Source organism: Mycobacterium sp. UM_Kg1, from assembly GCF_000972925.1.
Taxonomy (GTDB): domain Bacteria; phylum Actinomycetota; class Actinomycetes; order Mycobacteriales; family Mycobacteriaceae; genus Mycobacterium; species Mycobacterium hiberniae.
Map to the genome: position 1 here is coordinate 1 of NZ_JRMK01000062.1, position 23,956 is coordinate 23,956.

Consider the following 23,956-nt stretch of genomic DNA (forward strand, 5'->3'; position numbering starts at 1 on the left):
GCGTATCGGGCGATGGCCACCACGCACGAGACCAACACCTTGATGATGAACGCGCGCGACACCGCCGAAGCCGCCAAGTGGGGCTGACGTCCATGATCCGCTCGGCAAGGGAAAGCAGCGATGGGTACTGAGCCCAACGCTGCCGAACTGACCGTCGAGCAAGCCTGGTACATCGCGGAAACCGTGGGTGCCGGGTCCTTCCCGTGGGTCTTGGCGATCACCATGCCCTACACCGACGCCGGGGAGCGCGGCGCGTTCATGGCGCGCCAGCGCGACGAACTGACCCGGATGGGAGTCGTCTCGCCGGACGGCACGGTCAACCCGGCCGTGGCCGAATGGATCCGAGTGGTGTGTTTCCCCGACCGGTGGCTGGACTTGCGCTACGTGAGTTCGGCCGCCGGCGGGACCCCGGAGATGCTGCGGGGCATCGTCGCTCGCCGCGACCAGCCCGGAAAGCCCGGCCGCACGGTGGTGGCACTGCGCAACGCGCAACTGGTCACCTTCACCGTGATGGACATCAACGACCCCCGCCTGCTGGTCCCGGTGCTCGGCGCGGGACTGCGCCAGCGCCCGCCCGCCCGTTTCGACGAGTTCACGTTGCCCGCCCGGGTCGGTGCGCGCGCCGACGAGCGCCTGCGCGCCGGTGCGCCTCTCGCCGAAGTGCTTGACTACCTGGGCATTCCCGCCTCGGCGAGGCCGATCGTCGAGTCGGTGTTCACCGGCTCGCGCAGCTATGTCGAGGTGGTGGCCGGATGCGCACGCGACGGCCGGCACACCACCACCGAAGTCGGGCTGAGCCTGGTCGACTCCGACGCGGGCCGCATCTTGGTCACCCCTTCCCAGGCGTTCGACGGCGAATGGGTGTCGACCTTCCGCCCCGGAACCGACTTTGCGACCGCCGTCGCGATCGAGCAGTTGACCGCCACCCTGCCCGAAGGCAGCTGGTTCCCCGGCCGGCGCCTGACCCGAGATTTCACCCCCCAGCTGTCCTAGACAGCCCAGCATCCCCACCAGCGAACACAACGACCTCATAGAGAACAGAACAGGGAACACCAATGACCGAAGCCCCGGTGCTGACCAGCGCCGCCATGCCGATCGTCCGCATCGCGGTGCTGGCCGACAGTCGGTTGACCGAGATCGCCGTGCCCGCGGAGCTGCCGCTGCGTGAGATTCTCCCGGCGGTGCAACGCCTGGTGGCCCCGGCCGCCGGCGACGACACCGAGCCCGGGGACGGCGCCACCACCCGGCTGAGCCTGGCGCCCATCGGTGGCGCGCCGTTCAGCCTGGACGCCAGCCTGGACACCGTCGGAGTCGTCGACGGCGACCTGCTGGCGCTGCGGCTGGTGCCGGCGGGCCCGGCGGCACCCGGCATTGTCGAGGACATCGCCGATGCGGCCGTCATCTTCTCGGAGTCACGGCGCAATCCCTGGGGAGCCAAGCACATTCAGCGTGCTGCGCTGGCCGCCGGCGCAGGCTTGGTGCTGGCCGCCACCGGGCTGGCCACCGCGCACAGTGCGGTCACCGGCGAGCCCGCGGGCCTGTTCGCGACCGGGGCCATCGCCCTGCTCACGGTGCTCGCCGCGCTGCTGTGCCGCACCCGGTCGGCCGAAGCCGGCCTGACCCTGTCGATCGCGGCGCTGGTACCGCTCGCCGCGGCGGGCACCCTGGCCGTTCCGGGTCTGTTCAGCCCCGCCCACGTGGTGCTGGGCGCGGCCGCGGTCAGCGCCTGGTCGCTGATCTGCCTGATCCTGCCCCCGGGCGGCCGCGGTGAGCGCGGGATCGCGTTCTTCACCGCGTCGGTGGTTGTCGGAGCCGGCGTGCTGGCCACGGCGGCGGTCAAGACGTTCTGGGAGCTGCCGCCCGTCAGCCTCGGATGCGGATTGATCACCGCGTCGCTGCTGTTGACCGTTGCCGCACCGCAGGTTTCGGCGTTGTGGGCGCGTCTGCCGTTGCCGGTGATCCCGGCGCCGGGCGACCCCACCCCGTCGGCGCTGCCGGAGAGCGTGCTCGCCGACCTGCCGCGCCGGGTCCGGGTCACCGATGCTCACCAGACCGGATTCATCGCCGGCTCGGTCCTGCTCGCGGTGCTGGGCTCGATTGCCATCGCGTACGCGCCCGAAGGGCTTTCGGGCTGGGCCTGGTACGTGGTCGCAGGTATCGCGGTTGCCTCGGTGCTGCGGGCCCGGGTGTGGGACTCGGCGTGGTGCAAGGCGTGGCTGTTGGCCGAGCCGCACCTGACGGCGATCGCACTGCTGGCCGTGTACGCGGCCACCGGCCGCTACCCGGCCGCCCTGGGCGCGGTGCTGGTGCTGGCCGCGCTCGCAGCGGTGTGGGCGGTGGTCGCGCTGAGCCCGACCGTCGCCTCGCCGGAGAGCTACTCGCTGCCGGTGCGGCGCCTGGTGGGCTTTGCGGCCTCCGGTGTCGACGCCACCCTGATCCCCGTCATGGCCTACCTGGTGGGCATCTTCGCCTGGGTTCTGTCTCGATGACCGTTGCCGCTCAGCGCAGCCGCGGCAGGTCGGCGGTCCGCGGGCTGGGCGCCGCGACGCTGGCCGCGCTGCTGACCAGTGCACCGGCGCTGGCGATCACCCCGCCGACGGTGGACCCGACCGTACCGCCGCCCAGCGGGGCGCCCGGCCCGGTCGCGGCCATGGAACAGCACGGGGACTGCACCAGCTCGCTGCTGACGCCCGGCAGCGACGTCAGCACCGCAACGGCCGGGCAGCGGATGCTCGATCTGCCCACCGCGTGGCAGTTCTCCCGCGGCGAGGGCCAGACGGTGGCCGTCATCGACACCGGGGTCCGGCCCGGACCACGGCTGGGCACGGTCGATGCGGGCGGCGACTACATCGGCACCACCGACGGCCTGACCGACTGCGACGGGCACGGAACACTGGTCGCCGGCATCGTGGCCGGCCAGCCCGGGGACGACGGCTTCGCCGGAGTGGCTCCGGCGGCCCGCCTGCTGGCACTGCGGACCGCCTCGGCGACCATCTCACCGCGCCTGGCCGGCGAAGACCCGCGAACCACCCGCGTGATCACCGACATCACCGCCTTGGCGCGCGCCATCGTGCACGCCGCGGACCTCGGTGCACGGGTCATCACCGTCTCCACCACCACCTGCCTGGCGGCCGACCGCAACGTCGACCAGACCGCGCTGGGCGCCGCCCTGCGCTACGCGGCGGTGGAGAAGGACGTGCTGATCGTGGCGGCCGCCGGCGACGCCGGGCAGACCGGATCGGTGGGCGGCGGCGGCGAGGCATGCGAGTCCAACCCGCTCACCGACCTGAGCCGGCCGCAGGACCCCCGCAACTGGGCCGAGGTGACGTCGGTGTCGGTGCCGTCCTGGTGGCACCCCTACGTGCTGTCGGTGGCATCGCTGTCCTCGAGCGGCCGGCCGTCCGGTTTCACCATGGCCGGACCGTGGGTCGGCGTGGCCGCGCCCGGCGAGGACATCGTCTCGGTGAGCAACCGAGAGGACGGCGGGCTGGCCAACGCGCTGCCGGGCAACCAGGGCAGGCCGGTGCCGCTCAGCGGCACCGGGTACGCCGCCGGCTATGTGGCCGGGGTGGCCGCGCTGGTCCGCAGCCGCTACCCGGACCTCAACGCGATGCAGGTGGCGCACCGCATCGTCTCCACGGCCCATAACGCCGCACGCGCCCCGTCCGACGTGGTGGGCGCCGGGATCGTCGATCCGGTGGCCGCCCTGACCTGGGAGCTGCCGCCGGCTGCGGATCCGGCCGCCTCGCCCGCCAAGAAGATCTCCCCACCTCCGCCGCCGCAACCGGAGAACCCGGCCCCCCGGATCGTGGCCTTCGCCGGAACCGCGCTGCTGGCCGGGCTGGTCGTCGCGGTCGCCACCGGCGCCGCAGCGGCCGCCCGCCGACGAAAGGAAGACCAGTGAGCTCCTACCGAACCACCGTTCCACGCCCCGGCCCGGCCCGGATCGCTCTGGTGCTGCTGGCCGTGGTGCCCGCCGTGCTGGCCAACCCCTGGGAGACCAGCACCCAGCGCTGGGTGCTGGCCGTCGGTGTTCTCGTCACGATCCTGCTGCTGGGCTGGTGGCGCGGACTGCACTTCACCACGATCGCCCGCCGGCGCCTGGCCATGCTGCGCTCCCGCGGCGGCGCCCACGCCGACCGGCCGGAGGTGGTCAACACCCGCACGACGGCGGCCCTGCGAATCAACGAGCCGGGGGCCGAGCCGGGCCTGCCGCTGCCGCTGATCGCGGGGTATCTGAACCGCTACGGTCTGCGGGCCGACACGGTCCGCGTCACCAGTCGGGTGTCGCGGTCGGGCAGCGGCGCCACAACCACCGAGACCTGGATCAGCCTGACGTACTCGGCCGAGCCGAACCTGGCTGCGCTGCAGGCACGTTCGGCCACCATTCCGCTGCAGCGCACCGTCGACGTCGCCGCCCGGCGCCTCGCCGACCATCTGCGCGAACTCGGCTGGGACACCACGATCGTCGCCGGCGAGGAGATTCCGTCGCTGAGCGGCGCGAAGGCCCGGGAAACCTGGCGGTGCCTTCAAGACGGCTCCGGCGACCATGTCGCGGCCTACCAGGTGGGTATCGACGCGGCGCTGGCCGACACCATCAGCCGGATTCAGGCGGTCAACGCCGACGAAGCCTGGACGGTGCTGGAGTTCGCCGAGGCCGACGGTCAGCAGACCGTTGCCGCGGGCTGCGCCCTGCGTACCGGTTCGGTGCCCGACGGCGGCGCCCCCCTGGCGGGACTGCAGCCGCAGCAGGGCAATCATCGCCGCGCCCTGCTGGACCTGCACCCGTTGTCCGGCAGTCGCCTGGGCGGTCATGCCCCGCTGCACGGCGACGAGATCGCCGCCCTGCGGTGGCCCGTTGCGGCGACGGTTGCGGCCGCGCGTTAGCGCGCGGGTCTAGAACATGTAGGGCCGCAGGAACGCGGTCATCCTGCGCAGGTAGGCCGGCTGGCTGACGTGCAGTATGTGGTTCCCCGGGAACCAGTGCAGGGCACAGCGATCCCAGTGGTGCCACAGCATCTCGGACTGCTCCGGCGGTGCCAGGCGGTCGCCGAGACCGGTGATGATCAGTCGCCGTTCCCGGGCCACCAGCGGGGCGTAGTTCAACGGCGAGTGGAAGGCCGTCGCGGCCCCGAACTCGTCGCCGCCGACCCGCCCGAGCCGCTGTCCGCCTGCGAGCACCATGTTCGCCGGGAACCAGTCGCGGATCTCCGACTCCACGGAGACCACCGGCACGTTCGGGACGACGGCCTGCAGCCGGGGCTCGACGGCGGCCAACAGGGCAGTGGTGTAGCCGCCCAGCGACAGACCGGTCAGGGCGAAGCGGTCGACGCCGGTGGACTCCAGATAGTCCAGCATCGAACGGAAGTCGTGGACCGCCTGGGCCATCGCTTCGGCGAATCCCGACGCGCCGTGCGAGAAGTAGCCGTATCCGCTGAAGGGGGAATACTTTTCGGCGCGCTGGCCGTGGAACGGCAGGGTGAACAGGGCGACATCGTATCCGGATCGGTAGAACCACGGCAGTGAGAAGAACAGGCCGTTGAACAGGTAAGCCGATCCCATGAACCCGTGGATGACGCACAACGTCGGCCGGGGCCCGTCCTCGTGGCGCCAATGCTGAAACCGCGCGGTGTTGTTGTTTCCCAGGGCGCTCCAGGAGTCGCGCATCGCCGGGTTGACGGCTTCGAAGCTGGAGCGGAAGGAGACGTTGTCCACGATGCCGCGGGCGATCCGCTCAGCGATCGGGTTGGCCCGCCGCGCGGACACCCGCGGCGGCGCCGTCGGTGCGGGAAAGGATCGAGTCGGGTCCTGCGCCGATGCCAGCTCGGCGTAGAACTCCAGCCGCTCCCGCTCCCGCCGGGACTGCTTGCCGCCGACCGCCGTGGTGAGCACCGACGGAAACATCGCAGCGGCAACCATGGACGCGACCCCGGTGCGCAGCCCGATATCGGCGAAAGCCGAGGTGTCCACGATCAGCTTCTCCCGCAACGACAACTCGCTTCGGTCCGGCAGGCCCTGCGCGCCGGCGTCAGCGCCGGGAACATCGGGAACCGGAATGGGCGGCTGGATCGGGGTGAGGTCGGTGGGCACGGTCGCGGGCCTTTCTCGGGTGCGGGGCACGCCCTGGCCCCTATGGTCCCGGGTGCAACGGGGATGGTAACTCGATTGCGAACAGCTGCGCGGCGTTGTCGTGCAAAACCCCACGTAGCCAGCCGTCGTCGACCCCGGAAGCGCGGTGAGCGCGTCCAGCGCCTCGCAGTAACCGTAGGGGATGTTCGGGAAATCGCTGCCGAACAGGATGCGCTCGCCCGCTTCGACGAACGCGGTGAAGACCATCGTGGTATCCAGATCGACAGGAAATCCGATGTCACGCAGGCGAATTCGGCTGCCCACTGGTTGAGTCAAGCAGCCATCTGGGGTTCGGTCACGCGCTGCCCCAGGTGTTCTCGGAGACGAACTCGCCCAGGGGCTGTCGGTAGGCCCACTGGTCGATCTCCAGAGCCGGCCGGTCCGGAAACTCCGGTACCGGGCCCAGGCACAGGATCGCCACCGGCTCGGCGTCGGCCGGCATGCCCACCAGTTGGGCCAGCGCCGCCGGTTCGAACAGCGACACCCATCCCATGCCGAGTCCTTCGGCGCGGGCGGCCAGCCACATGTTCTGGATCGCGCACGACACCGATGCCAGATCCATCTGCGGCAGGGTGCGGCGACCGAAGATGTGGGCCTGCCGGCCGTCGCGCAGCGCCACCACCAACAGCTCGGCGCATTCGCGAATGCCTTCGACCTTCAGCGCCAGGAACTCCTGTTCGCGACGGCCCAGCGCCTCCGCGGTGCGATGACGCTCCTCGTCCACCAAGGCGTGGATCCGCTGCCGCAAGACGGAGTCGGTGATCCGGATGAACCGCCACGGCTGCATCAGGCCCACACTCGGCGCGGCATGCGCCGCGGCCAGCAGCCGCGCCAGGACGTCGGGTTGCACGGTGCTGCCGGGTGAGAATCGCCGCATGTCCCGGCGTTCGGCGATCGCCCGGTACACCGCTTGGCGCTCCTGCTTGGTGAACGATGGATCAGCCACGGGATCATGGTAGGAGTCACACGAAAGGACGCTCGTGATGAAACGTTCGCAACTACTCGACCAGTTGGGCGCCGACGCCCCCGGCGCTCTGGTTTACGGCGAACCCCACCAGACCCCCGACGGTGCCACCGTGATCACCGCAGCGCGCGTCACCACATCGGGTCCCGACGGTTCGCAGGTGACGGCCACGCCGCTCGGGGCCATGGTGATCCGTGGTGAGCAGGCCAAGTGGGTGGCGGCCGTCGACGCGAACCGGATCGCGTTGGTGGGCGTGCTCACCGGTCTGCTGGCCGCCGTCATCACGTCCCTGGCCGTCCTGCGCCGCCCGCCCTGGCCGGATCTGCGCTACGCCGGGGCGCGTGGAGAGGGAACGCAGTCGTGACACCTGGTCGGGCGGCGGCCCTGGGCTCGGTGGTGGGCGCGGCGGCGGTCTATGTGCTGATGTTGGTCGGCTACCGCCACGGCTGGGGCTGGCTGGCCGGTATCGATGGCTCCGCGCTGCAGACGAGCTACGACATCGCGGTCAAACACCCTGTGTGGGTGCGGATTTGGGACGGCATCTCGACGGTGTTCGCGCCGGTGGTGTTCCGGGTGGTCAGCATGGTGGTGGCCGTGGTCGCCGCCCTGCGACACCGGGTGCGCGCCGCGGTATTCCTCCTGGCTGCCGTCGAGACCAGCGGGACGCTGACCGCCCTGGCCAAGAACTCGGTCGACCGGCCGCGTCCGGTGACGGCCCTGGTCACCGCGCACTCGACGTCCTTCCCGTCCGGCCACGCGCTGGGGGTGATGGTCGGAGCCGGCGCGCTGGCGCTGCTGGCGCTGCCCATGTTGCGGGGCCGGGCCCGGATCGCCGTGGTGATACTCGCAGCGCTGGTGATCGGTGCGGTCGGTGTCTCCCGGGTGGCGCTCAACGTCCACCACCCCTCCGACGTGCTGGCCGGGTGGGCGCTGGGCTGGGCCTATCTGACGGTGTGGGCGTTGCTCCTGCAACCGTGGCGGGGACCTGAGCGCGTCCCGGCGCCCGTCGCGGGATCCTCCTGATGTCCGGCTGCGGCGCCGACCCGGTGGGTGCGCTGATCTGCTCACGCAAGGGCTGCAGCGCCGACGCGGTCTACGGCATGTTGTGGAACAACCCGAAGCTGCACACACCAGAACGGCGCAAGGTGTGGCTGACCTGCGCGCAGCACCGGGAGTACTTCCGTGACTACCTGGGCGCCCGTGGCCTGCTCAAAGGTGAGGCGCCGGTCGAGGAGTTGCCCCGGCGCCCGGAGTAGTCCCCGGCGCGCCGTCAGCGGTGTTTGACCCGCTGCTGGGGTACGCAGATGATGAGCCGATGCGCCGCCTTGTGAGCCTGTTCAGCGCTGCTGTGTTCGGCGCCGCCGCGGTGACCGGCGTGCCGAGCGCCCACGCCGACGTCACGCCCTGGTTCGCCCGCTCGGTGGGCAACGCCACCCAGGTGATCTCCGTTGTCGGAGTTGGTGGTTCGGACGCCAAGATGGACATCTACCAGCGCGGCGCTGCGGGCTGGCAGCCGGTGGCGGCCGGGATTCCGGCCCACGTCGGCTCGGCCGGCATGGCGGCCAAGGCCAAGAGCGGGTATCCGGCTACCCCGATGGGGGTTTTCACGCTGCCCTACGCGTTCGGCACCGCGCCCAACCCCGGTGGGGGACTGCAGTATGTGCAGGTCGGTCCCGACCACTGGTGGGACGGTGACGACCACAGCCCGACGTTCAACACCATGCAGGTGTGCAAGAAGGCGCAGTGCCCGTTCAACACCAGCGAGAGCGAGAATCTGCAGATCCCGCAGTACAAACACGCTGTGGTGATGGGCGTCAACACCGCGCGCACTCCCGGCGACGGTGCGGGCTTCTTCTTTCACACCACTGACGGCGGCCCGACCGCGGGCTGCGTGGCCATCGACGACGCCAAGCTGGTGCAGATCATCGGGTGGCTGCGCCCCGGCGCGGTCATGGCGATCGCGCAGTAGCGGCAGGAGCCGTCAGGTCTGTTCGCAGTACGCGGCGTGGGCGATGCTGACGAACTGGGACGCCCTGGTGAGGGTCAGGCTGGGGTTGGCGTTCTTCACGGCCTTGGCCGCCTGGTTGGTGGTGTGGCCGTCGACGAGGTAGTCGCACACCGAATGCCCGCCGGCGACGGCGTCGGCGGCGTCGGGGTAGGAGATGCCCATTTTGTCCAGTGCGTTCAGGAACTCGCTGTCGCCGGGATCGGCGGTCGCCGGCGCGGCCAGGCCGAGCAGGCCTGCTACGGCGAATGCGGCCACCATGGGTTTACGTGCCCTCATCGTTTCCTCCCTCATTCCATCGATTCGGGGCAGAACGCCGCTTGTGAGAACGTGACGAACCGGGCGGCGTTTTTGACCGACATCGCGCGGTTGGAGATGCGCACGGCGCGCGCCGCCGCGTCGACGTGATGGCCTGCCCCCAGGTAGGCGCAGACTTCCCGGCCGACGGCGACCGCGTCGGCGGCGTTGGTGTACTCGATCCCCGCTTCTTCGATGGTGCTGATGAACGCGGCGTCGGGATCGGGTTCGGGGTCGGCAGACGCCGGTGCGGCCAAGCCGGTCAGGGCCGCGGCGGTTGCCGCGCTCACGATCCATCGGGCGTGCTTCACAGTGCCGAAGCATGCTTGCCGGGGATTAATCCGTCGCAGCGACGGCATGAACGACGGATGAATAACGCCTACCTGGCAAGTGCCTGCCAGGTAGCTGGCGAAACGACAATTCACAGACTTTCGCCCGTTTGAATGCTCTGCTGTAACCCGGAATTTACCGGTCCCGCGTTTGCTAAGCGCCAGCGAGCTAACAACCAGCTGGCCACAATGACGGCTCTTGCCGAGGGGGTGTGATGTTCCTGGACTACGGCGTGCTACCGCCGGAAATCAATTCGGGGCGCATGTATTCCGGACCCGGATCGGGTTCGCTGTTGACCGCGGCTTCGGCCTGGGAGAACCTGGCCGCCGAGCTGCAGACCGCCGCGTCCAGCTACGACTCGGTGACCTCAGGCCTGGTCGCCGGCGGGTGGACCGGCGCGTCGGCGGCGGCGATGGCGGCCGCCGCCGCGCCGTATGTGACGTGGCTGCGCGGCACCGGCGCCCAGGCCGAGCAATCGGCCCGCCAGGCCGTGGCCGCGGCGGAGGCCCACTCGACCGCGGTGGCGGCGGTGGTGCCCCCACCGGTGATCGCCGCGAACCGGACCCTGCTGACGCAGCTGGTCGCCACCAACTTCTTCGGGCAGAACTCCCCGGCGATCGGGGAGGCCGAACTGCAATACGCGCAGATGTGGGCGCAGGACGCCGCCGCGATGTACCGCTACGCCGGCTCGTCGGCGGCCGCGGCGAACCTGGCCGCGTTCGACACCCCGCCGCAGACCACCAACGCCGCCGGGCCGGCCGCCCAGTCCGCCGCGGTCACCCAGGCGGCTTCGGATGCCGCGGCGGCCGGGCCGACGGACTTCATGAGCTGGCTGACATCGCTCATCGGGCAGGTATCGCCGTTTACCGGGCTGACCACGCAGGGGCTGAGCGCGACGATGACCAGCTGGTCGGGAACGGCGAACATGCTCAGCAATGTCAACAACGGCATCGGCCTGGCCGCCTTTCAGGCCGAGAACCCCGCCGGCCTCGAAGAGATTCTCCACCCGCCCAAGATCGGCCCGGCCGGTCTGGGTCTGGGCGGGCTGGGACTGGGCAAAACCGGGCTGGGAAGCGCCGGGTTGGGCGGCGCCGGGACGTCGGCGGCCTCGGGTACCGCACTCAAGATCGGGGCGTTGTCGGTGCCGCATGCGTGGGCGATGCCGGTCACGCTGACCGCGGGCGGTACGCCGCTGCCGCCGGCTGTCGCGCCGCCGGTCGCGGCCGTCGCCGGCGGCGTGCCGGGTGCGGCGTTCGGTGAGACCATGCTCGGCACGCTGGCCGGGCGGGGCCTGGGAGCGGCGACGTCGCGTGCCGCCGCTGCGCGCCGCACCGTGGTCCCGCGCCCGCCGGCGGCCGGCTAGTGGCCGCCGCCATGGACTTCGGGCTGCTTCCCCCGGAGGTCAATTCCGGCCGGATGTACACCGGGCCCGGCGCGGGACCGATGCTGGCCGCGGCCGCGGCCTGGGACGCTGTGGCCGCCGAACTGGAGATCGCCGCGAGCGGCTACTCCGGGGCGATCTCGGCTCTGCTCGGCCAGGCCTGGGCGGGCCCGGCGTCGGTCGCGATGGCCGGCGCTGCCGCACCCTACGTGGCGTGGCTGCAGTCCGGTGCCGCCAACGCCGAACAGACCGCGATCCAGGCCAAGGCCGTCGTGGCCGCCTACGAGGCCGCATTCGCCGCGACGGTGCCGCCGCCGGTGATAGCCGCCAACCGGGTGTTGCTGGCCACCCTGGTCGCCACCAATTTCTTCGGCCAGAACACCCCGGCCATCGCCGCCACCGAGGCGGCGTATGCCGAGATGTGGGCCCAGGACGCCGTCGCGATGTACGGCTACGCGGCGGCGGCGATGCCGGCCAGTGCATTGCCGGAACTCGACCAGGCCCCGCAGACCACCAACCCGGCCGGGCCCGGTGCGCAGTCGGCCGCGGTCGCGCAGGCGGTGGGAAACGGTCCCGCCACGACCCAGCTCAACGGTGCCGTGCCGAGCGCCCTGCAGCAGGTGCTGCAACCGGCGGCCGCCGCCACCGACCCGCCCTCGTGGTGGCAGACCCTGGTATCCGACCTGGGCCAGGTGACGCCGTACACCAGCATCGCCTCCAGCGGGCTCAGTTTCGACTCCAGCCTCTACACCGTGGTGAGCAACGGCGCCGGCTGGGGGCGCCTGGTGTATGTCCGCGGCGGTGCCGAGGGTGCGTTGACCTTCGAGGGGATCGGGCCACGCGGTGTGCTGTCGGCCGCCACGACGCCGGCGGTCGGTCCGGGTATCGGCCGGGCGATGCCGGTCGGCGGCCTGTCGGTGCCGCCGAGTTGGGCGACCGCGGCCCCGGAGCTCAAGCCGATGGCCTACACGCTGGCCGCCGCCCAGTCCCCGGTGCCGGGTGCCGTCGGCGGACTGCCGCCGGGGGTGGCCTGCCAAGAGGCCATGATGGGCACCACCGCGGGGCAGGGGGCCACCGCCGAGACGACCAGTCGCCGCAACCAGAAGACCAACGACAAGGACAACGATCGCGAGGGCAAGCCGACGCTGGACGGCAACGGCTGGCTGGCGGCGTCCTTGGCCTACCACAACCGGCCGCGTGAAGGGCAGCCGCTTCCGGCGCACTGGCGGACGGGTTAGCGCGCCTCGAGCGGGCCGGGTTCGCGGTGCAGATAGTGCGCGACCATGTCGATCAACACCCGCCGCTCGGCCTGCCAGTCGAAGGGCCCACCGATGATCATCTGTGCCATCACGATTCCGCGCAGCGCTGCCCAGATCACCTCGGCGACGCCCGCGTCGGCGGGATCATCGGAGACCAGCCGGCCCAAGCGGTTGATCGCGTCGTTCATCTGCAACAGGTGCGCGTGCGACTGCTCGCCCAGGCTGCCGCGGGTGGCCCGCAGGATCTCGAACGCCGCCAGCGAGGTGGGGCTGGCGTAACAGCGCCACGCGGTGTCGACGACGGCTTCGATGCGCTCACGCAGACCGAGCTCGCGGACGTCGACGGCGGACAGACTGGCCAGCAACGCGGCCACCCCGTCGTCGACCACGGCCATCAGCAGGCCGTTGCGGTCGCCGAAGTGGTACTGGATGACCCCCCACGTCACCCCGGCGCGTTCGGCGACGTGCTTGGCGGTCGCGGCGCCGAAACCCTCTTCGGTGATGCAGCGCACCGTTTCCTCGATGATCCGGGCGCGGGTGTCGTCGCCGCGTTTGCGGGGCGCGCTCGTTCGCCGGGTGGGGCCGGACGGCCGGGCGGGAGCAGCGGAAAAAGGCATTGTTGACTTTATAACATAGCCGCAACTATTTTTTAGCGCGTGACCGAATCCAGGTATGCGTCGCTGTCCCGCGACGAGTTGGCCGTGCTGGTACCCGAACTGCTGCTGATCGGGCACATGATCGACCGATCCGGAATGGCCTGGTGCATCTCGGAGTTCGGCCGCGAGGAGATGGTGCAGATCGCCATCGAGGAATGGGCGGGCGCCAGTCCGATCTACACCCGGCGCATGCAGCGCGCGCTGGGCTACACCGGCGACGACATCTTCACCATCTTCAAAGGCCTGCAGTTCGACATCGGTTCACCGCCGCAGTTCATGGACTTCCGCTTCACGGTGCACGACCGCTGGAACGGTGAGTTCGAGCTGGCCAGCTGCGGCGCGCTGCTCGATGTGGAGCCGATGGGCGACGAGTACGTCTTCGGCATGTGCCACACCATCGAAGACCCGACCTTCGACGCCACCGCGGTGGCCACCAACGTCCACGCACAGGTCCGCCCCGTGCACCGGCCGCCCCGCACCCCGTCGGACCGGCAGCCGCACTGCCACTGGACCGTCATCATCGACGAGTCCTACCCGCCGGCCCAGCCGATCCCCGCATTGGCCGTGATCAGCCAGACCCGGGCGGCGACATGGGAGCTCGACGACATCGACCCCGCCGACGAGGGCTTGGCGGACTACACCGGGCCGCTGCTGAGCGACGTCGACTTCACCGCGTTCTCCCATTCGGCGCTGGTCCGCATCGCCGACGAGGTGTGTCTGCAGATGCACCTGCTCTATCTGTCCTTCGCGCTGGCAGTACGTGCCCGGGCCGACTCGGACGAGCTGGCCGCCTCGGTGGGCCGGCGTCAGCTCACCGGACTGGCCGGACTGGCCGCGATGCGCATCAAGAACGCGCTGAACCTGCCGGCCGACATCGCCGGCGCGCAGCGGGTGTTCGAACTGCATCCGTTGTTCAACCCCGTCGGCTACGTGCGCGCTGACTTCGGCGACAATTCCGTCACGGTCCAGCCGTCTCCCGCGCATCGCGACGGCGCCTGGATCACGCTGTGCTCCCCGCAGGAGACCATCGCGCTGCAGGCCATCGCGACCGCGGTGAACCCGCACCTGCGGGTGCAGCTCGACGGGTCCGACGAGGCGTGGACGGCCCGCCTGGTCGAGGACGACACCGCGGCCAAGGAACTGCCCGAAGTGATGGTCGCCAAGGTGAGCAGCGGCGCGCAGTTCGTGTTTCGCCCCCGCACGTCACTGCCGCTGACGGTGGTATGAATCGGCTGATAGCCCGAAAACCGCCGGTGTGTCGCCAATCCGCGCCGCCGCCGGCCCGCCTAGGGTGAGGGCCATCCCAGCCGTTGCCGATCCAAGGTAGTCAGCCATGCCCGACCCGCAGGACGACGAGGCCACCAGGGAGGCGCACGCCGTCGACGCGACCGACATGGTGCCGACGGTGATGTCGACTCCCGAATCCGGTGCTGTCGTCGGCGCCCTCGCCTGGTCGCAGGAGGACGGCAGCGCCGGCGCCGAACCGGTGCCCTACGTCGACGACTTCTACGAGCACGACCTGGGCACCGGCCGGCGCCCGACGGTGATAGTGCCCGCCGCGCCGGCTCCGGCCCCTCGAGCGCCCTCCCGGCTGCCCCGAATCGCCCTCGGTGCGGGCATCCTGGTGGCGCTGATCGCCGTCGCCGGGGTCCTCGTCGGCCTGATCGGCAGCCACCACGACACGACGCCGGTTGCCCCCGAGAGCAGCGCCGTGGCGCCGCCGCCCAGCGCGCCACCGCAGCCCAGCGCGCCGGCGCCCCCGCCGGTCGCGACCACCTCTGTTGCGCCGCCGCCCACGACGTCTGTTGCGCCGCCGCCCACCACCACGGTCACCACGACCACCACCACGGCGCCGCCGACCACGACCACCACCACCAACCCGCCGACGACGACCACCACCACAGCGCCGCCGACCACCACGACCACCGCGCCGCCGACCACGACCGCGCCGCCGACCACCACGGTTCCGCCGACCAGCGAGCCGCCCACCACCACGGTGGCCCCGACCACCACCACGGTGCCCATGACCACCGAGTACCTGCGCATTCCGCTGGTGCCGGTGCCCATCCCGATCACCGTTCCCCAGAACTAGGCGCGAGCCTGGCCCGGCGTCCGGTGGACGCCTGGGCGTGGCCGGAATCGCCGGGCGCGGGCACACTGGGTGTGGCACCGCGGTGAAAGGGGCTCGCAATGGGCGACAACGGGGCGTTCGGATTCGACGCCGACGACTTGGATCGAATGATGCGTGAGGCCGGTGAGGGGCTGCGCGCGGCCTTCGACCGCTTCGCGGGAACCATGGGCACCGGCCGCGAGCGCGCCGGCTGGGGGGCCGTCTTCGCCGACCTGGCCCGTGCCGCGCGCGCGGAGCCGACGACTGCCGGCGAGACCGGTGACGGGGTCTGGGCCATCTTCACCGTCGGTGACGACGGCGCCGACCGCGTCGAACAGGTCTACGCCACCGAGATCGACGCCCTGCGGGCCAGCCAGCGCAATCCCGATCCGAAACGCCGGGTGCGGTTCCTGCCGTACGGGATCGCCGTCGGCGTGCTCGACGACAACGCCGACAACAATGAGTTGACATAAGGCACGCGCTCGGGCTTGTCCCGTTTGACACGGGTGCGGCGTGGGTTACATTGCCACCGTGCCTGAGATCAACCGCCGCCAAATAATGATGATGCTGGGTGTCGGCGCCGCCGCCGCCGTGGCTCCCGGCCCGGTGGCCAAAGCCGTTCCCGGCGCGCCGGGGCAGCCGGCTGACCCGGCCGCGCCTGGCGCCCCTTCGGTGCCCGCCGCCAAGACCGGTGGCTTCCTGTGGCACGACGAGTTCGACGGCCCGGCCGGTTCGGCACCGGATCCCTCGAAGTGGACGATCTCCAACCACCGCACCCCGATCCGGCGTCCGGTCGGTTGGGACCGGCCCGAGTACTTTCACCAGTACCGCGACAGCCGTAAGAACGTCTTCCTCGACGGCAATTCCAACCTGGTGATCCGCGGCACCCAGGAGGGCGAGCGCTACTTCGGCGGCTTGGTGCACGGCAACTGGCGCGGCGGTATCGGTACCACCTGGGAAGCGCGCATCAAGCTGAACTGCCAGACCTCCGGTGCCTGGCCCGCCTGGTGGCTGTCCAACGACGACCCGGGCCGCGAGGGCGAAATCGACCTGATGGAGTGGTACGGCAACGGCGAGTGGCCGTCGGGCACCACCGTGCACGCCAACCCGTACGGCACCGCATTCGAAACCTTCGCCTTCCCGGTCGACGGCAACTGGCACACCTGGCGGGTCACCTGGAATCAGAGCGGCATGTACTTCTGGCAGGACTACGCCGAGGGCATGGAACCCTACTTCTCGGTCCCGGCGGTCGGCATCGAGAACATCGACGAGCCGGGCCGGGAGTGGCCGTTCAACGACCCGGGCTACACCGTGTTCCCCATCCTGAACCTCGCCATCGGGGGATCCGGGGGCGGCGACGCGCGCGCCGGGACCTACCCGGCGGACATGCTGATCGACTGGGTGCGGGTGTTCTAAAGCGGACTCGTTCCCGGCGTCGGCGCGCCGTCTTCGCGGGCCTGAAGCCAGGCCTCACCCGCACGGGCTGCCCGAATCAGCGCCCCGCGCTCGCCGAAGTAGTTGGCGAGCAGCCCGAGACCGGGCAGCGAAGCGAGGTGCTGGTAGAGCTTCTTCGGGTGCGGGCGCTTACTCACCTCGTCGAACGTCGCCCGCAGGATGCCGGCCAGCTGCCACACGGTGCGGGTCATCACCACCGGGGTTGACGATGTGATGGACTTCAGCGGTTTCCAGCCCGGCGGCGGTGCCTCGGGCAGCGGCTCCGGTTCGGATTCCTTCGGCAGCTCCAGGGGCTCGGGCAGACGGCGTCCGCACAGCACCTCGGCGAGCAGCCGCACCTTCTTGTCGCGATCGGTGACGCCGTATTCGCGGGCCAGTGCACACAGCACGACGGCCTGGTTGACGAATCCGGCCAGCTGGGCAACCGGCACCACCCGGGCCAGCACCCCGAAGGCCCCCGGGGACGCCACCACCAGCGTGTTGAGGGCGCCGACCCGGTGCACCCACCAGTGCGCGCGCTGGTCGCGGCTCATCCGGTCCCACGCCGCGGTGCCCGGCAGGTCGGCGGCATTGAGCAGTTGCGCCCCGGCGTTGAGGGCGCGGTCGGCGGCGCTGGGGCCGCGGCCGGCTTCGTGACGGCGGCGCCGCAGCCGGAACCGGCGGATGCGGTGCGTCAGCCCGCGGGGCGGAGAGAGCAGCCGGCGGGTGCGTTTGCGCAGGCCGGCTGGATCCGACTCGGCCAGCAGGTCCAGCAGCGGGTCAATGACCGTGACGGCGCGGCACAGCGCGTCGGCGACCTCGGCGTCGGTGAGGGTGGCGTGCGGCTTCGGAAACAGACCCATACCGGTGATTGTGGCGGGCCTCAGCCGGGGCGGGAGCGGTTTGGGACCGTAATCACGCGCGTCGGGGCCCCGGCGGGGGAGCGCCATAGGTCACCACCAGCACCTCGGCCGGGTCCGTGCCGACTTGTCGCAGTTTGTGCGGCGCGGAGGCGTCGAAATAGGCGCAGTCGCCGGTGCCGAGCGTGACGAGGTGGCCGTCGTGATCGAGTTCGACCTCGCCGGTGTGCACGAAGACCAGCTCCTGGCCCAGGTGGGTCGAGTGGGGATGCGTTGCGAAGGTGCGGCCTGGGCGCACGACGAACGGTGACATGGACTTCCCCAGCATCCGCGACGCGATCGCGTGATGACGCACGGCGCCACGGTCGGCGGCCCGTTCGACGCTGATGGTGGAGACCTCTGGATCATCGGAGAACAGCTGCGCCACATCGACATCGAGCGCGCGGGAGATCTTCAGGGCCGCCGCGATCGACGGAACACTCTGTCCGCGTTCGACCTTGGACAGATAACTCTTGGTCAGGCCGGTGTCGGCCGCCAGGGCGTCCAGCGTCATGCCGCGCTGTTGGCGGACGGCGCGCAACGGACCACTCACGGAACTCAAGATACATCATTGACTACATGACACAGGGTGTCATAAAGTTTCCCGATGTGTCATTGTGGGCCGACGGAAGGGGTTGCTGATGGCGAGCACCATGGATGACTCCAAGGCCGATCTGATGCGCCGCGCCCTCGACGACCTGACGCGCAACGTCGCCGAATCCTCGCTCACGCTCCGGGAGAAGCTGGCCCTGACCTGCCGTGCCCTGTTCGACGCCGGACACGACTCCGGCCTGGCCGGCCAGATCACCGCCCGCGCCGAAGATCCGGGAACCTACTACACCCAGCGCCTGGGTTTGGGCTTCGACGAGATCACCGCCGGGAACCTGCTGGTGGTGGACGAAGATCTCCACGTTGTCGACGGTGATGGAATGCCCAACCCCGCCAACCGGTTCCACTCGTGGATCTACCGGGCCCGGCCGGACGTGAACTGCATCGTGCACACCCACCCGTTTCATGTGGCCGCGCTGTCCATGCTGGAAGTTCCGCTGATGGTCTCGCACATGGACATCGCACCGCTCTACGACGACTGCGCCTTCCTGCCCGACTGGCCCGGTGTCCCGGTCGGCAACGAAGAGGGCGAGATCATTTCCGCCGCACTGGGGGACAAGAAGGCCATCCTGCTGGCCCACCACGGGCACGTCGTCGCCGGAGCCAGCGTCGAGGAAGCCTGTTCGCTGGCGATGCTGATCGAACGAGGTGCCCGGCTGCAGCTGGCCGCCATGGCCGCCGGAACCATCGCGCCCCTGCCCAGCCGGCTGGCCCGCGAGGCACACGACTGGACCCTGACACCCAAGCGCAGCCAGGCCAACTTCGCCTACTACGCCCGGCGGGCCCTGGTCCGCCACCCCGACGCCCTCGACCTCTGATCCCGCGAACCGAAAGACGCCCGATGACCTCGACGCCCGAAATCCACGGCATCATCGCCTATCCCGTCACGCCGTTCAGTCGTGACGACGGGGGTGTCGACACAGTGGCGCTGGCCGCCCTGGTCGAGCAGCTGGTCTCCACCGGCGCGCACGCCATCGCGCCGCTGGGCAGCACGGGGGAGTCGGCCTATCTGAGCGAGGCGGAGTTCGACACCGTCGTCGACACCACCGTCGGCGTGGTGAACGGCCGGGTTCCCGTGATCGTCGGGGCATCGGATCTGACGACCGCCAACACCATTCGGCGCGCCCAGCACGCCGAGCGGGCCGGTGCCGACGCGCTGATGATCCTGCCGGTCTCCTACTGGAAACTGACCGACCGCGAGATCGCCCAGCACTACGCCAGCGTCGCCGCCGGCGTCGATCTGCCGATCATGGCCTACAACAATCCGGCCACCAGCGGGATCGACATGAGCCCCGAGCTGCTGGTGCAGATGTTCACCGACATCGACAACCTGACCATGGTCAAAGAGTCCACCGGGGATCTGACGCGCATGCAGCGCATCAAGGCGCTCTCCGCGGGGCAGCTGCCGTTCTACAACGGCAGCAATCCGCTGGTGCTCGATGCGCTCAACGAAGGTGCGGCCGGCTGGTGCACGGCGGCGCCCAACCTGCGGCCGCAACCATGCCTGGACCTCTACCGCGCGGTGCGCGACGGGGACCGGGCCGCGGCCCAGCAGATCTACGACGCCCTCGCACCGCTGCTGCGCTTCATCGTTGCCGGTGGCCTGCCGACCACCGTCAAGGCGGGGCTGCAGCTGCTCGGCTTCGACGCCGGAGACCCCCGGGCGCCCCTGCTGCCGCTCGACGAGGCCGGCCGCGCCGAGCTCACAGCGATTTTGGCGGAGGTCTAGGCATTTGGGGCGGAGCCAAGATGCCTAGGGGCCGCCCGGGTAGCTCTTAGAGGCCCGCAGCGACCTCATCAGAGTTCATTTGCTGTTGCAAAGGCAAAACATAGATGTCACATAACGTCATTAGCGTTCGCTCTATGAAAATCGGCATAACAGCGATATTGCTTGCTGCCGCGCTCACGGGCGTGGCCACACCGGTGACAGCATCTGCGGCTTGCGGAGACCCCGGCGACGCGCCGTGCACGGGCCCCGCTCCCACCCCCGACGAGGTTCTCGGGGTGATGGCCGAGTTGACCGATCCGAACATTCCCGCCCTGAACAAATCCAATATCGTCACGCCCGGCTTCAGTGCCGGCGAAGCCCAGACGATCGACCAGCGGCTGAGGGAGACCCAAGACGCCGGGCTGCTGCCCTACCACTTCGTGGTCAGCAACATCCAGCCCGCGCCGGACAACTTCGCCGGAGCGACCGTCACGTCCGTGGGGGGCTTTCACGAAGAGAGCGCGCCCGAGTCCATCGTGCTGTCCAACCAGGGCGGACGGTGGCTGATCACCCACGACACCGCGGTCACCGCGCTCGAGCACTTCTGGCACAACGCCAACCGCCCCTTCGTCCCGATCGTCCCCTGGATCAAGTGAGCCGGTTTCCGGTCGATTGTTCGCGATCGCCCGACCGCGACATGCGGGGCTACCTGGCGTCCCGTGATGCCGGCCCGGCCGTGAGCCAGGCCAGCGTCCGGGGCCGTCAGCGAGCCTTGTGGCTGCCGTGTGTCTGGGGTGTCATCGACGACCGGTGAGGCGTTCGCGCAACCGCACGTGTCGGTGGCCGAGGGTAGCTTCGCGGCCATGATTAGGACCGTTTACGCGTGGGCCGTGACTTCTTCATCAGGGTTGTGCTGCGCGCTGGTTGTCGCCGCCATGGCCGTCTTCGGTGCCGGGATCGGGGCGGCGCCAGCCGACGCCGCCCCGCGCTGCCTGTTTCAGGGCGACTGGAACTGTGAAGGCACCCCGCCTTACCATGGGCCGCTACTGCCGACCTGGAACACACCCGGCACCTACGGCGGCTGGACCACCAACCCCGTCGAATGCGATGTCGTGACCAAGCAATGCCGACAGGTCATGACCAAGCCCTGATTTGGGGTGAGTGCGCAGTATCTGCGCTGCTCAAACGTGGAGCCGATGACGGGAATCGAACCCGCGTATTCAGCTTGGGAAGTATTTTCCACACCCGAACGAGTGAGCGACAACTGCTGGTCGGCGGCGTGCTGGCTGTCAGCGTTTGCATTGTTCAAGCGCACCGGAGTACGTCTGCCGGACGCCAACGGTTCGCTCGCGGTACGGATGCAGTACGGATGCAGTACGGGGTAGTTCGAGCGTACGGGCAGGTAGCGAAGACACGCACGCTGACTCGCCGGGTTGTGTCGGTCGCCGCTGGGAGAATCCTGTGCATGGAACCGAAGGACAACGTATGGGCTGACGGCAGCGAACGCGGCCTCGCCTACGCATTTGCGGCGGTCGAGAGATACCTTCGCCAGAATGGCACGAACTGGGGCGAGCGTGCGCTGCTGCTGCCGCACATGTCAGCGAGCCGCGAGAGCTACCACCAGAACTACAGCGCCAATAAGAACATCGGCAGCGGACGCGGAAACAAGCCTGCGCCAGGCGGGCCTGTGATGGTCGTGCATCCCCCGCTGAAGCTGCTGGAAAAGGGGATACGCCTGGCTGCCGGTCAACTGCTCGGCGTGGCCACACCGAACCCGCGTGAGGTCGTGGGGTGGGCTGCGGCGACGAAGGCTGTCGATGCACTGACCGGTGAGCGCCACCCCAGCGTGCCGCCCGAGATCGAAGAGGCACTGCAGGACCTGTACCGCGCTGGGTACAACGGCTATGCACGGCAACGCGAGCCCTTCTTTGCGGCCAAGTACTTCCCGCCCATCGACATCCTGATCGGCGCGGGTTACGACGTGGACTTCGTCAAGAGTTACCTAGTCGCGCTTGGGAAGTCAGCGGACAGCGTCGAGCGGATCGACAAGTTATTTGTTCCGCCGTCGCAGCGGCCTCGTGCGTGGCGTTGACCCGGCGCCAATACGTCGGGTCTTGGAGCAGCCGGTGGTAGCGGCTTCGCGCTGCTGGGACCACTACCGCTACCGCCGGGGTCATTGGGCGGTCGGAGGCGGCACGGTAGCTGACAGCGGGCAGCTGGAGCCGAAGGACGAACGGCGTGCGCTGCGCCCGACCACGTTCATGCGGGGTGCTTTGGGCCATATGCGCACACCTACGCGAGCCTGTGCGCTGTTGTCCCCAGTATTTCCGTGCGGCAGGTGGCGGAGTGGATTGGGCACGCGAACCCGACGACGACCGAACTCGTCTAGGCGCACCCCTACAGGAAGGCCGACTACGACGACGAAATGGCTGCGCTCGGCGCGCTGGTTGCTAGCCCGAAGTGGCACGGCGACAATGTGGTACCGCTACACGGTTAGGCGTCAGGCGGTGGATTGACGTGGTAGTCGAAGACGCAGCCGTCGTCGTAGGCGTCTCGGTGGCGATGATATCGACTGCTATTGGTCAAGACGATTGCGACCTGGCGCCATTCCCCAACGTCATTTTCGCTTACCTTCCAGGTGATTTCGACTCGATCACCGATAGCTTCTCCGATCAGCGGGTAGTGCTCAGGAAATGAGGCGCTGGCTGAGCTTGGTATTGAGTGGGCTCGCCAGGTGAGGTCACGTCCCCGCGGATCGGTGCCCTCAAGCTGAAAAACAATGACATCTCCGACCTCCAGCCTCGGCGTGGGCGGCGGGGGTCGACCGGTGGGGTTGTACGGCCGAGAGAAGTCGGGGCTCGACGGCGCCACATTACCCATGCTGTCGCGGGCGGAATCCAGTGAAGGATAGTGGCGCTGGGGACCGTCCGCCTTGGCACGGTATCGGGCGAGTTGGTTTCGGATCTGTCCGGCTGCACCGGCAAGAAGTAGCCGTTCTGCGGGGAATACCGGTCGAGAGTGGCCAATGGCATTCCGGATGTCCAGAATGATTCCGAGGTAAGTGTCCGTCCGCTTCCGGTCGTCCAGAACCCCCTTCACTTCAGGGTCCCACCGTTTCGAGATGATCTTCTGGAGTGCGTAAATCTCCGTGTAGTCGAGTAGGTCCTGGCTGACGGCGATACCATCGCGGCGCTTGTCCTCCTCAGAACGCTTGCGCTCAAGTTCTGCGACTGCCGCTGGGTCAAGGTCGGCGATCCAGTTCGGTACTGCTGCGCGGACGACATCCCGCAGAGCTGTCTCCGCCGACACAAGTTCCGCGTAGGCGTCGACGTCAGGCGCTTCGGCCTGCTGGATTGGAGTGGCCAGTCCCAGGTACTCCGATAGCTCGATGAGATCCGGCTCGGCGCCCTGAAGCAGATCGTCAAGCCATGTGCTGTCGTACTGCTCGTCGACGTTGAATCCGAAACGACGAAGCAACGACGACCTGTGCTCCTGCGGAATCTTCTCCTCGAGTGCGGCCGCTGCGGCGCTCGCAAGGTCAAAGTGCTGGCCACGTGTGAGCAGGCGGGGCGGGTCGGCGGTCACAATTAGCGATTCTTGCATTCGGACCGGACAGAGCAACGGAGGAACCGCACGACTCATGAACGGTGATACAGCCGGGGTACCCGGCGAGTCGGAGATTTGGCACTCAGCATGGTTCGCCCTGCTCAATCGTGGAGCCGATGACGGGAATCGAACCCGCGTATTCAGCTTGGGAAGCTGATGTTCTGCCATTGAACTACATCGGCACTGGTGCGCTAGCAGGCTAGCATCCCGCGCGAAACGCCTCATCCGCTACGGCGAGCAGACACAGAATCGCACGTCGATGGCCTACTCGGTGCGATTCTGTGTCTGCTCGCCGACCGGCCCCGTACAGCCGAGCGGCCCCGTACAGCGGATACGCTCGTGCGGTGCTGCTCTCCGATCGCGATCTGCGGGCCGAAATCGCCGCGGGCCGCCTCGGCATCGAACCGTTCGACGATGCCCTGGTTCAGCCCTCCAGCGTGGATGTCCGCCTCGACAGCCTGTTCCGGGTGTTCAACAACACCCGCTACACCCACATCGACCCGGCGCAACAGCAGGACGAGCTGACCACGCTGGTCGAACCCAAACCCGGTGAGCCGTTCGTGCTGCAC

General features: G+C 69.4%; 28 protein-coding genes, 1 tRNA gene and 1 pseudogene. 21 read left to right on the forward strand and 9 right to left on the reverse strand.

The window, feature by feature from the left end; all coding sequences use genetic code 11:
• The 5 genes and pseudogenes from LI92_RS11290 to eccE all read left to right on the forward strand — a co-directional run.
• Positions 1-87, forward strand: a pseudogene (locus LI92_RS11290) (WXG100 family type VII secretion target); the annotation flags it as partial.
• Between the two features lie 33 nt (positions 88-120).
• The gene (locus LI92_RS11295) at positions 121-993 is read left to right on the forward strand and encodes an ESX secretion-associated protein EspG (protein ID WP_046318913.1); all 873 of its coding nucleotides are present in this window, start codon (positions 121-123) and stop codon (positions 991-993) included.
• Positions 994-1,055: 62 nt separating this feature from the next.
• Positions 1,056-2,489 carry a type VII secretion integral membrane protein EccD gene (gene eccD / locus LI92_RS11300; protein ID WP_046318915.1) on the forward strand — a complete coding sequence of 478 codons (1,434 nt, stop codon included), beginning with the start codon at positions 1,056-1,058 and terminating at the stop codon, positions 2,487-2,489.
• Positions 2,486-3,904 (forward strand): type VII secretion-associated serine protease mycosin, encoded by a 1,419-nt coding sequence (mycP, locus tag LI92_RS11305; protein WP_046318917.1) that lies wholly within the window; start codon positions 2,486-2,488, stop codon positions 3,902-3,904. The genes eccD and mycP overlap by 4 nt, the downstream gene beginning before the upstream one ends.
• The gene (gene eccE / locus LI92_RS11310) at positions 3,901-4,887 is read left to right on the forward strand and encodes a type VII secretion protein EccE (RefSeq protein WP_046318918.1); all 987 of its coding nucleotides are present in this window, start codon (positions 3,901-3,903) and stop codon (positions 4,885-4,887) included. Before mycP ends, eccE begins: the two co-directional genes overlap by 4 nt.
• Positions 4,888-4,896: 9 nt before the next feature.
• On the opposite strand, the gene LI92_RS11315 is transcribed toward eccE, so the two are convergent.
• Together LI92_RS11315 and bluB are read right to left on the reverse strand one after the other, a co-directional pair.
• Positions 4,897-6,090: an alpha/beta hydrolase family protein gene (locus LI92_RS11315; protein WP_046318946.1), complete on the reverse strand. Its 1,194-nt coding sequence runs from the start codon at positions 6,088-6,090 to the stop codon at positions 4,897-4,899.
• Between the two features lie 334 nt (positions 6,091-6,424).
• Positions 6,425-7,075: a 5,6-dimethylbenzimidazole synthase gene (gene bluB / locus LI92_RS11320; protein ID WP_046318920.1), complete on the reverse strand. Its 651-nt coding sequence runs from the start codon at positions 7,073-7,075 to the stop codon at positions 6,425-6,427.
• 37 nt (positions 7,076-7,112) lie between these two features.
• Here bluB and LI92_RS11325 point away from each other — a divergent pair, with 37 nt between their 5' ends.
• The 4 genes from LI92_RS11325 to LI92_RS11340 are packed head-to-tail and all read left to right on the forward strand — an operon-like array spanning position 7,113 to position 9,062.
• On the forward strand, positions 7,113-7,457 hold the full coding sequence (locus LI92_RS11325) for a hypothetical protein (protein WP_046318921.1): 345 nt from the start codon (positions 7,113-7,115) through the stop codon (positions 7,455-7,457).
• Complete coding sequence (locus LI92_RS11330) at positions 7,454-8,116, forward strand: phosphatase PAP2 family protein (RefSeq protein ID WP_046318922.1); 663 nt, start codon at positions 7,454-7,456, stop codon at positions 8,114-8,116. Before LI92_RS11325 ends, LI92_RS11330 begins: the two co-directional genes overlap by 4 nt.
• Positions 8,116-8,349: a hypothetical protein gene (locus LI92_RS11335; RefSeq protein WP_046318923.1), complete on the forward strand. Its 234-nt coding sequence runs from the start codon at positions 8,116-8,118 to the stop codon at positions 8,347-8,349. The genes LI92_RS11330 and LI92_RS11335 overlap by 1 nt, the downstream gene beginning before the upstream one ends.
• Before the next feature lie 59 nt (positions 8,350-8,408).
• Positions 8,409-9,062, forward strand: a complete 654-nt coding sequence (locus tag LI92_RS11340) for a L,D-transpeptidase family protein (protein ID WP_046318947.1) — start codon at positions 8,409-8,411, stop codon at positions 9,060-9,062.
• A 12-nt stretch (positions 9,063-9,074) separates the two neighbouring features.
• On the opposite strand, the gene LI92_RS11345 is transcribed toward LI92_RS11340, so the two are convergent.
• Both LI92_RS11345 and LI92_RS11350 read right to left on the reverse strand, forming a co-directional pair.
• A complete protein-coding gene (locus tag LI92_RS11345) occupies positions 9,075-9,377 on the reverse strand; it encodes a DUF732 domain-containing protein (RefSeq protein ID WP_046318924.1) in 303 nt (100 codons plus the stop codon).
• Positions 9,378-9,388: 11 nt separating this feature from the next.
• Positions 9,389-9,706, reverse strand: a complete 318-nt coding sequence (locus LI92_RS11350) for a DUF732 domain-containing protein (RefSeq protein WP_046318926.1) — start codon at positions 9,704-9,706, stop codon at positions 9,389-9,391.
• 233 nt (positions 9,707-9,939) lie between these two features.
• Here LI92_RS11350 and LI92_RS11355 point away from each other — a divergent pair, with 233 nt between their 5' ends.
• Together LI92_RS11355 and LI92_RS11360 are read left to right on the forward strand one after the other, a co-directional pair.
• On the forward strand, positions 9,940-11,088 hold the full coding sequence (locus LI92_RS11355) for a PPE family protein (protein ID WP_046318927.1): 1,149 nt from the start codon (positions 9,940-9,942) through the stop codon (positions 11,086-11,088).
• 11 nt (positions 11,089-11,099) lie between these two features.
• Positions 11,100-12,344 (forward strand): PPE family protein, encoded by a 1,245-nt coding sequence (locus LI92_RS11360; RefSeq protein ID WP_152665433.1) that lies wholly within the window; start codon positions 11,100-11,102, stop codon positions 12,342-12,344.
• Here the strand turns inward: LI92_RS11360 and LI92_RS11365 are convergent.
• Positions 12,341-12,982, reverse strand: a complete 642-nt coding sequence (locus LI92_RS11365; RefSeq protein ID WP_046318929.1) for a TetR/AcrR family transcriptional regulator — start codon at positions 12,980-12,982, stop codon at positions 12,341-12,343. The two genes, LI92_RS11360 and LI92_RS11365, sit on opposite strands and share 4 nt — an antisense overlap.
• A gap of 39 nt (positions 12,983-13,021) precedes the next feature.
• Between LI92_RS11365 and LI92_RS11370 the strand changes: the two genes are divergently transcribed.
• The 4 genes from LI92_RS11370 (at position 13,022) to LI92_RS11385 (ending at position 16,547) form a co-directional block, all read left to right on the forward strand.
• Positions 13,022-14,248, forward strand: a complete 1,227-nt coding sequence (locus LI92_RS11370) for a hypothetical protein (RefSeq protein WP_046318930.1) — start codon at positions 13,022-13,024, stop codon at positions 14,246-14,248.
• A gap of 106 nt (positions 14,249-14,354) precedes the next feature.
• Positions 14,355-15,113: a hypothetical protein gene (locus LI92_RS23750; protein ID WP_052740770.1), complete on the forward strand. Its 759-nt coding sequence runs from the start codon at positions 14,355-14,357 to the stop codon at positions 15,111-15,113.
• A gap of 98 nt (positions 15,114-15,211) precedes the next feature.
• Positions 15,212-15,604 (forward strand): Rv0313 family protein, encoded by a 393-nt coding sequence (locus LI92_RS11380; RefSeq protein ID WP_046318931.1) that lies wholly within the window; start codon positions 15,212-15,214, stop codon positions 15,602-15,604.
• Positions 15,605-15,689: 85 nt separating this feature from the next.
• A complete protein-coding gene (locus tag LI92_RS11385) occupies positions 15,690-16,547 on the forward strand; it encodes a glycoside hydrolase family 16 protein (RefSeq protein ID WP_046318933.1) in 858 nt (285 codons plus the stop codon).
• Here the strand turns inward: LI92_RS11385 and LI92_RS11390 are convergent.
• Together LI92_RS11390 and LI92_RS11395 are read right to left on the reverse strand one after the other, a co-directional pair.
• Positions 16,544-17,428, reverse strand: coding sequence for a hypothetical protein (locus LI92_RS11390; protein WP_046318953.1), 885 nt, complete (start codon positions 17,426-17,428; stop codon positions 16,544-16,546). The two genes, LI92_RS11385 and LI92_RS11390, sit on opposite strands and share 4 nt — an antisense overlap.
• 52 nt (positions 17,429-17,480) lie before the next feature.
• Positions 17,481-18,017, reverse strand: a complete 537-nt coding sequence (locus LI92_RS11395; RefSeq protein ID WP_046318936.1) for a helix-turn-helix domain-containing protein — start codon at positions 18,015-18,017, stop codon at positions 17,481-17,483.
• Positions 18,018-18,105: 88 nt separating this feature from the next.
• Here LI92_RS11395 and LI92_RS11400 point away from each other — a divergent pair, with 88 nt between their 5' ends.
• The 5 genes from LI92_RS11400 (at position 18,106) to LI92_RS11420 (ending at position 21,873) form a co-directional block, all read left to right on the forward strand.
• Positions 18,106-18,891, forward strand: a complete 786-nt coding sequence (locus LI92_RS11400; protein ID WP_046318937.1) for an aldolase — start codon at positions 18,106-18,108, stop codon at positions 18,889-18,891.
• A 23-nt stretch (positions 18,892-18,914) separates the two neighbouring features.
• On the forward strand, positions 18,915-19,802 hold the full coding sequence (locus LI92_RS11405; protein ID WP_046318939.1) for a dihydrodipicolinate synthase family protein: 888 nt from the start codon (positions 18,915-18,917) through the stop codon (positions 19,800-19,802).
• A 134-nt stretch (positions 19,803-19,936) separates the two neighbouring features.
• Positions 19,937-20,437: an MTB12 C-terminal domain-containing protein gene (locus LI92_RS11410; RefSeq protein WP_152665434.1), complete on the forward strand. Its 501-nt coding sequence runs from the start codon at positions 19,937-19,939 to the stop codon at positions 20,435-20,437.
• Between the two features lie 234 nt (positions 20,438-20,671).
• Positions 20,672-20,932 (forward strand): hypothetical protein, encoded by a 261-nt coding sequence (locus LI92_RS11415; protein WP_286135040.1) that lies wholly within the window; start codon positions 20,672-20,674, stop codon positions 20,930-20,932.
• A gap of 314 nt (positions 20,933-21,246) precedes the next feature.
• Entirely contained in the window at positions 21,247-21,873 is a 627-nt protein-coding gene (locus tag LI92_RS11420; protein WP_046318942.1) for a hypothetical protein, read from the forward strand.
• Between the two features lie 401 nt (positions 21,874-22,274).
• Here the strand turns inward: LI92_RS11420 and LI92_RS21840 are convergent, their stop codons facing one another.
• Positions 22,275-23,366, reverse strand: a complete 1,092-nt coding sequence (locus LI92_RS21840; RefSeq protein ID WP_052740772.1) for a hypothetical protein — start codon at positions 23,364-23,366, stop codon at positions 22,275-22,277.
• A gap of 129 nt (positions 23,367-23,495) precedes the next feature.
• Positions 23,496-23,569, reverse strand: a tRNA-Gly gene (locus LI92_RS11430).
• A gap of 162 nt (positions 23,570-23,731) precedes the next feature.
• Here LI92_RS11430 and LI92_RS11435 point away from each other — a divergent pair.
• Positions 23,732-23,956: dCTP deaminase domain-containing protein (locus tag LI92_RS11435; protein ID WP_046318945.1), on the forward strand; the 225-nt coding region annotated here is incomplete at its 3' end.

Excerpts from the sequence above, each read along its gene's own strand:
- LI92_RS11335 (WP_046318923.1), top strand. The coding sequence starts at position 8,116 with ATGTCCGGCTGCGGCGCCGACCCGGTGGGTGCGCTGATCTGCTCACGC.
- LI92_RS11325 (WP_046318921.1), top strand. The coding sequence starts at position 7,113 with ATGAAACGTTCGCAACTACTCGACCAGTTGGGCGCCGACGCCCCCGGC.
- eccD (WP_046318915.1), top strand. The coding sequence starts at position 1,056 with ATGACCGAAGCCCCGGTGCTGACCAGCGCCGCCATGCCGATCGTCCGC.
- LI92_RS11365 (WP_046318929.1), bottom strand. The coding sequence starts at position 12,982 with ATGCCTTTTTCCGCTGCTCCCGCCCGGCCGTCCGGCCCCACCCGGCGA.
- LI92_RS11405 (WP_046318939.1), top strand. The coding sequence starts at position 18,915 with ATGACCTCGACGCCCGAAATCCACGGCATCATCGCCTATCCCGTCACG.
- LI92_RS11390 (WP_046318953.1), bottom strand. The coding sequence starts at position 17,428 with ATGGGTCTGTTTCCGAAGCCGCACGCCACCCTCACCGACGCCGAGGTC.
- LI92_RS11385 (WP_046318933.1), top strand. The coding sequence starts at position 15,690 with ATGATGATGCTGGGTGTCGGCGCCGCCGCCGCCGTGGCTCCCGGCCCG.
- LI92_RS11400 (WP_046318937.1), top strand. The coding sequence starts at position 18,106 with ATGGCGAGCACCATGGATGACTCCAAGGCCGATCTGATGCGCCGCGCC.
- LI92_RS11295 (WP_046318913.1), top strand. The coding sequence starts at position 121 with ATGGGTACTGAGCCCAACGCTGCCGAACTGACCGTCGAGCAAGCCTGG.
- LI92_RS11360 (WP_152665433.1), top strand. The coding sequence starts at position 11,100 with ATGGACTTCGGGCTGCTTCCCCCGGAGGTCAATTCCGGCCGGATGTAC.
- LI92_RS11340 (WP_046318947.1), top strand. The coding sequence starts at position 8,409 with ATGCGCCGCCTTGTGAGCCTGTTCAGCGCTGCTGTGTTCGGCGCCGCC.
- mycP (WP_046318917.1), top strand. The coding sequence starts at position 2,486 with ATGACCGTTGCCGCTCAGCGCAGCCGCGGCAGGTCGGCGGTCCGCGGG.
- LI92_RS11420 (WP_046318942.1), top strand. The coding sequence starts at position 21,247 with ATGGAACCGAAGGACAACGTATGGGCTGACGGCAGCGAACGCGGCCTC.
- LI92_RS11410 (WP_152665434.1), top strand. The coding sequence starts at position 19,937 with ATGAAAATCGGCATAACAGCGATATTGCTTGCTGCCGCGCTCACGGGC.
- LI92_RS11355 (WP_046318927.1), top strand. The coding sequence starts at position 9,940 with ATGTTCCTGGACTACGGCGTGCTACCGCCGGAAATCAATTCGGGGCGC.
- LI92_RS23750 (WP_052740770.1), top strand. The coding sequence starts at position 14,355 with ATGCCCGACCCGCAGGACGACGAGGCCACCAGGGAGGCGCACGCCGTC.
- LI92_RS11345 (WP_046318924.1), bottom strand. The coding sequence starts at position 9,377 with ATGAGGGCACGTAAACCCATGGTGGCCGCATTCGCCGTAGCAGGCCTG.
- LI92_RS11380 (WP_046318931.1), top strand. The coding sequence starts at position 15,212 with ATGGGCGACAACGGGGCGTTCGGATTCGACGCCGACGACTTGGATCGA.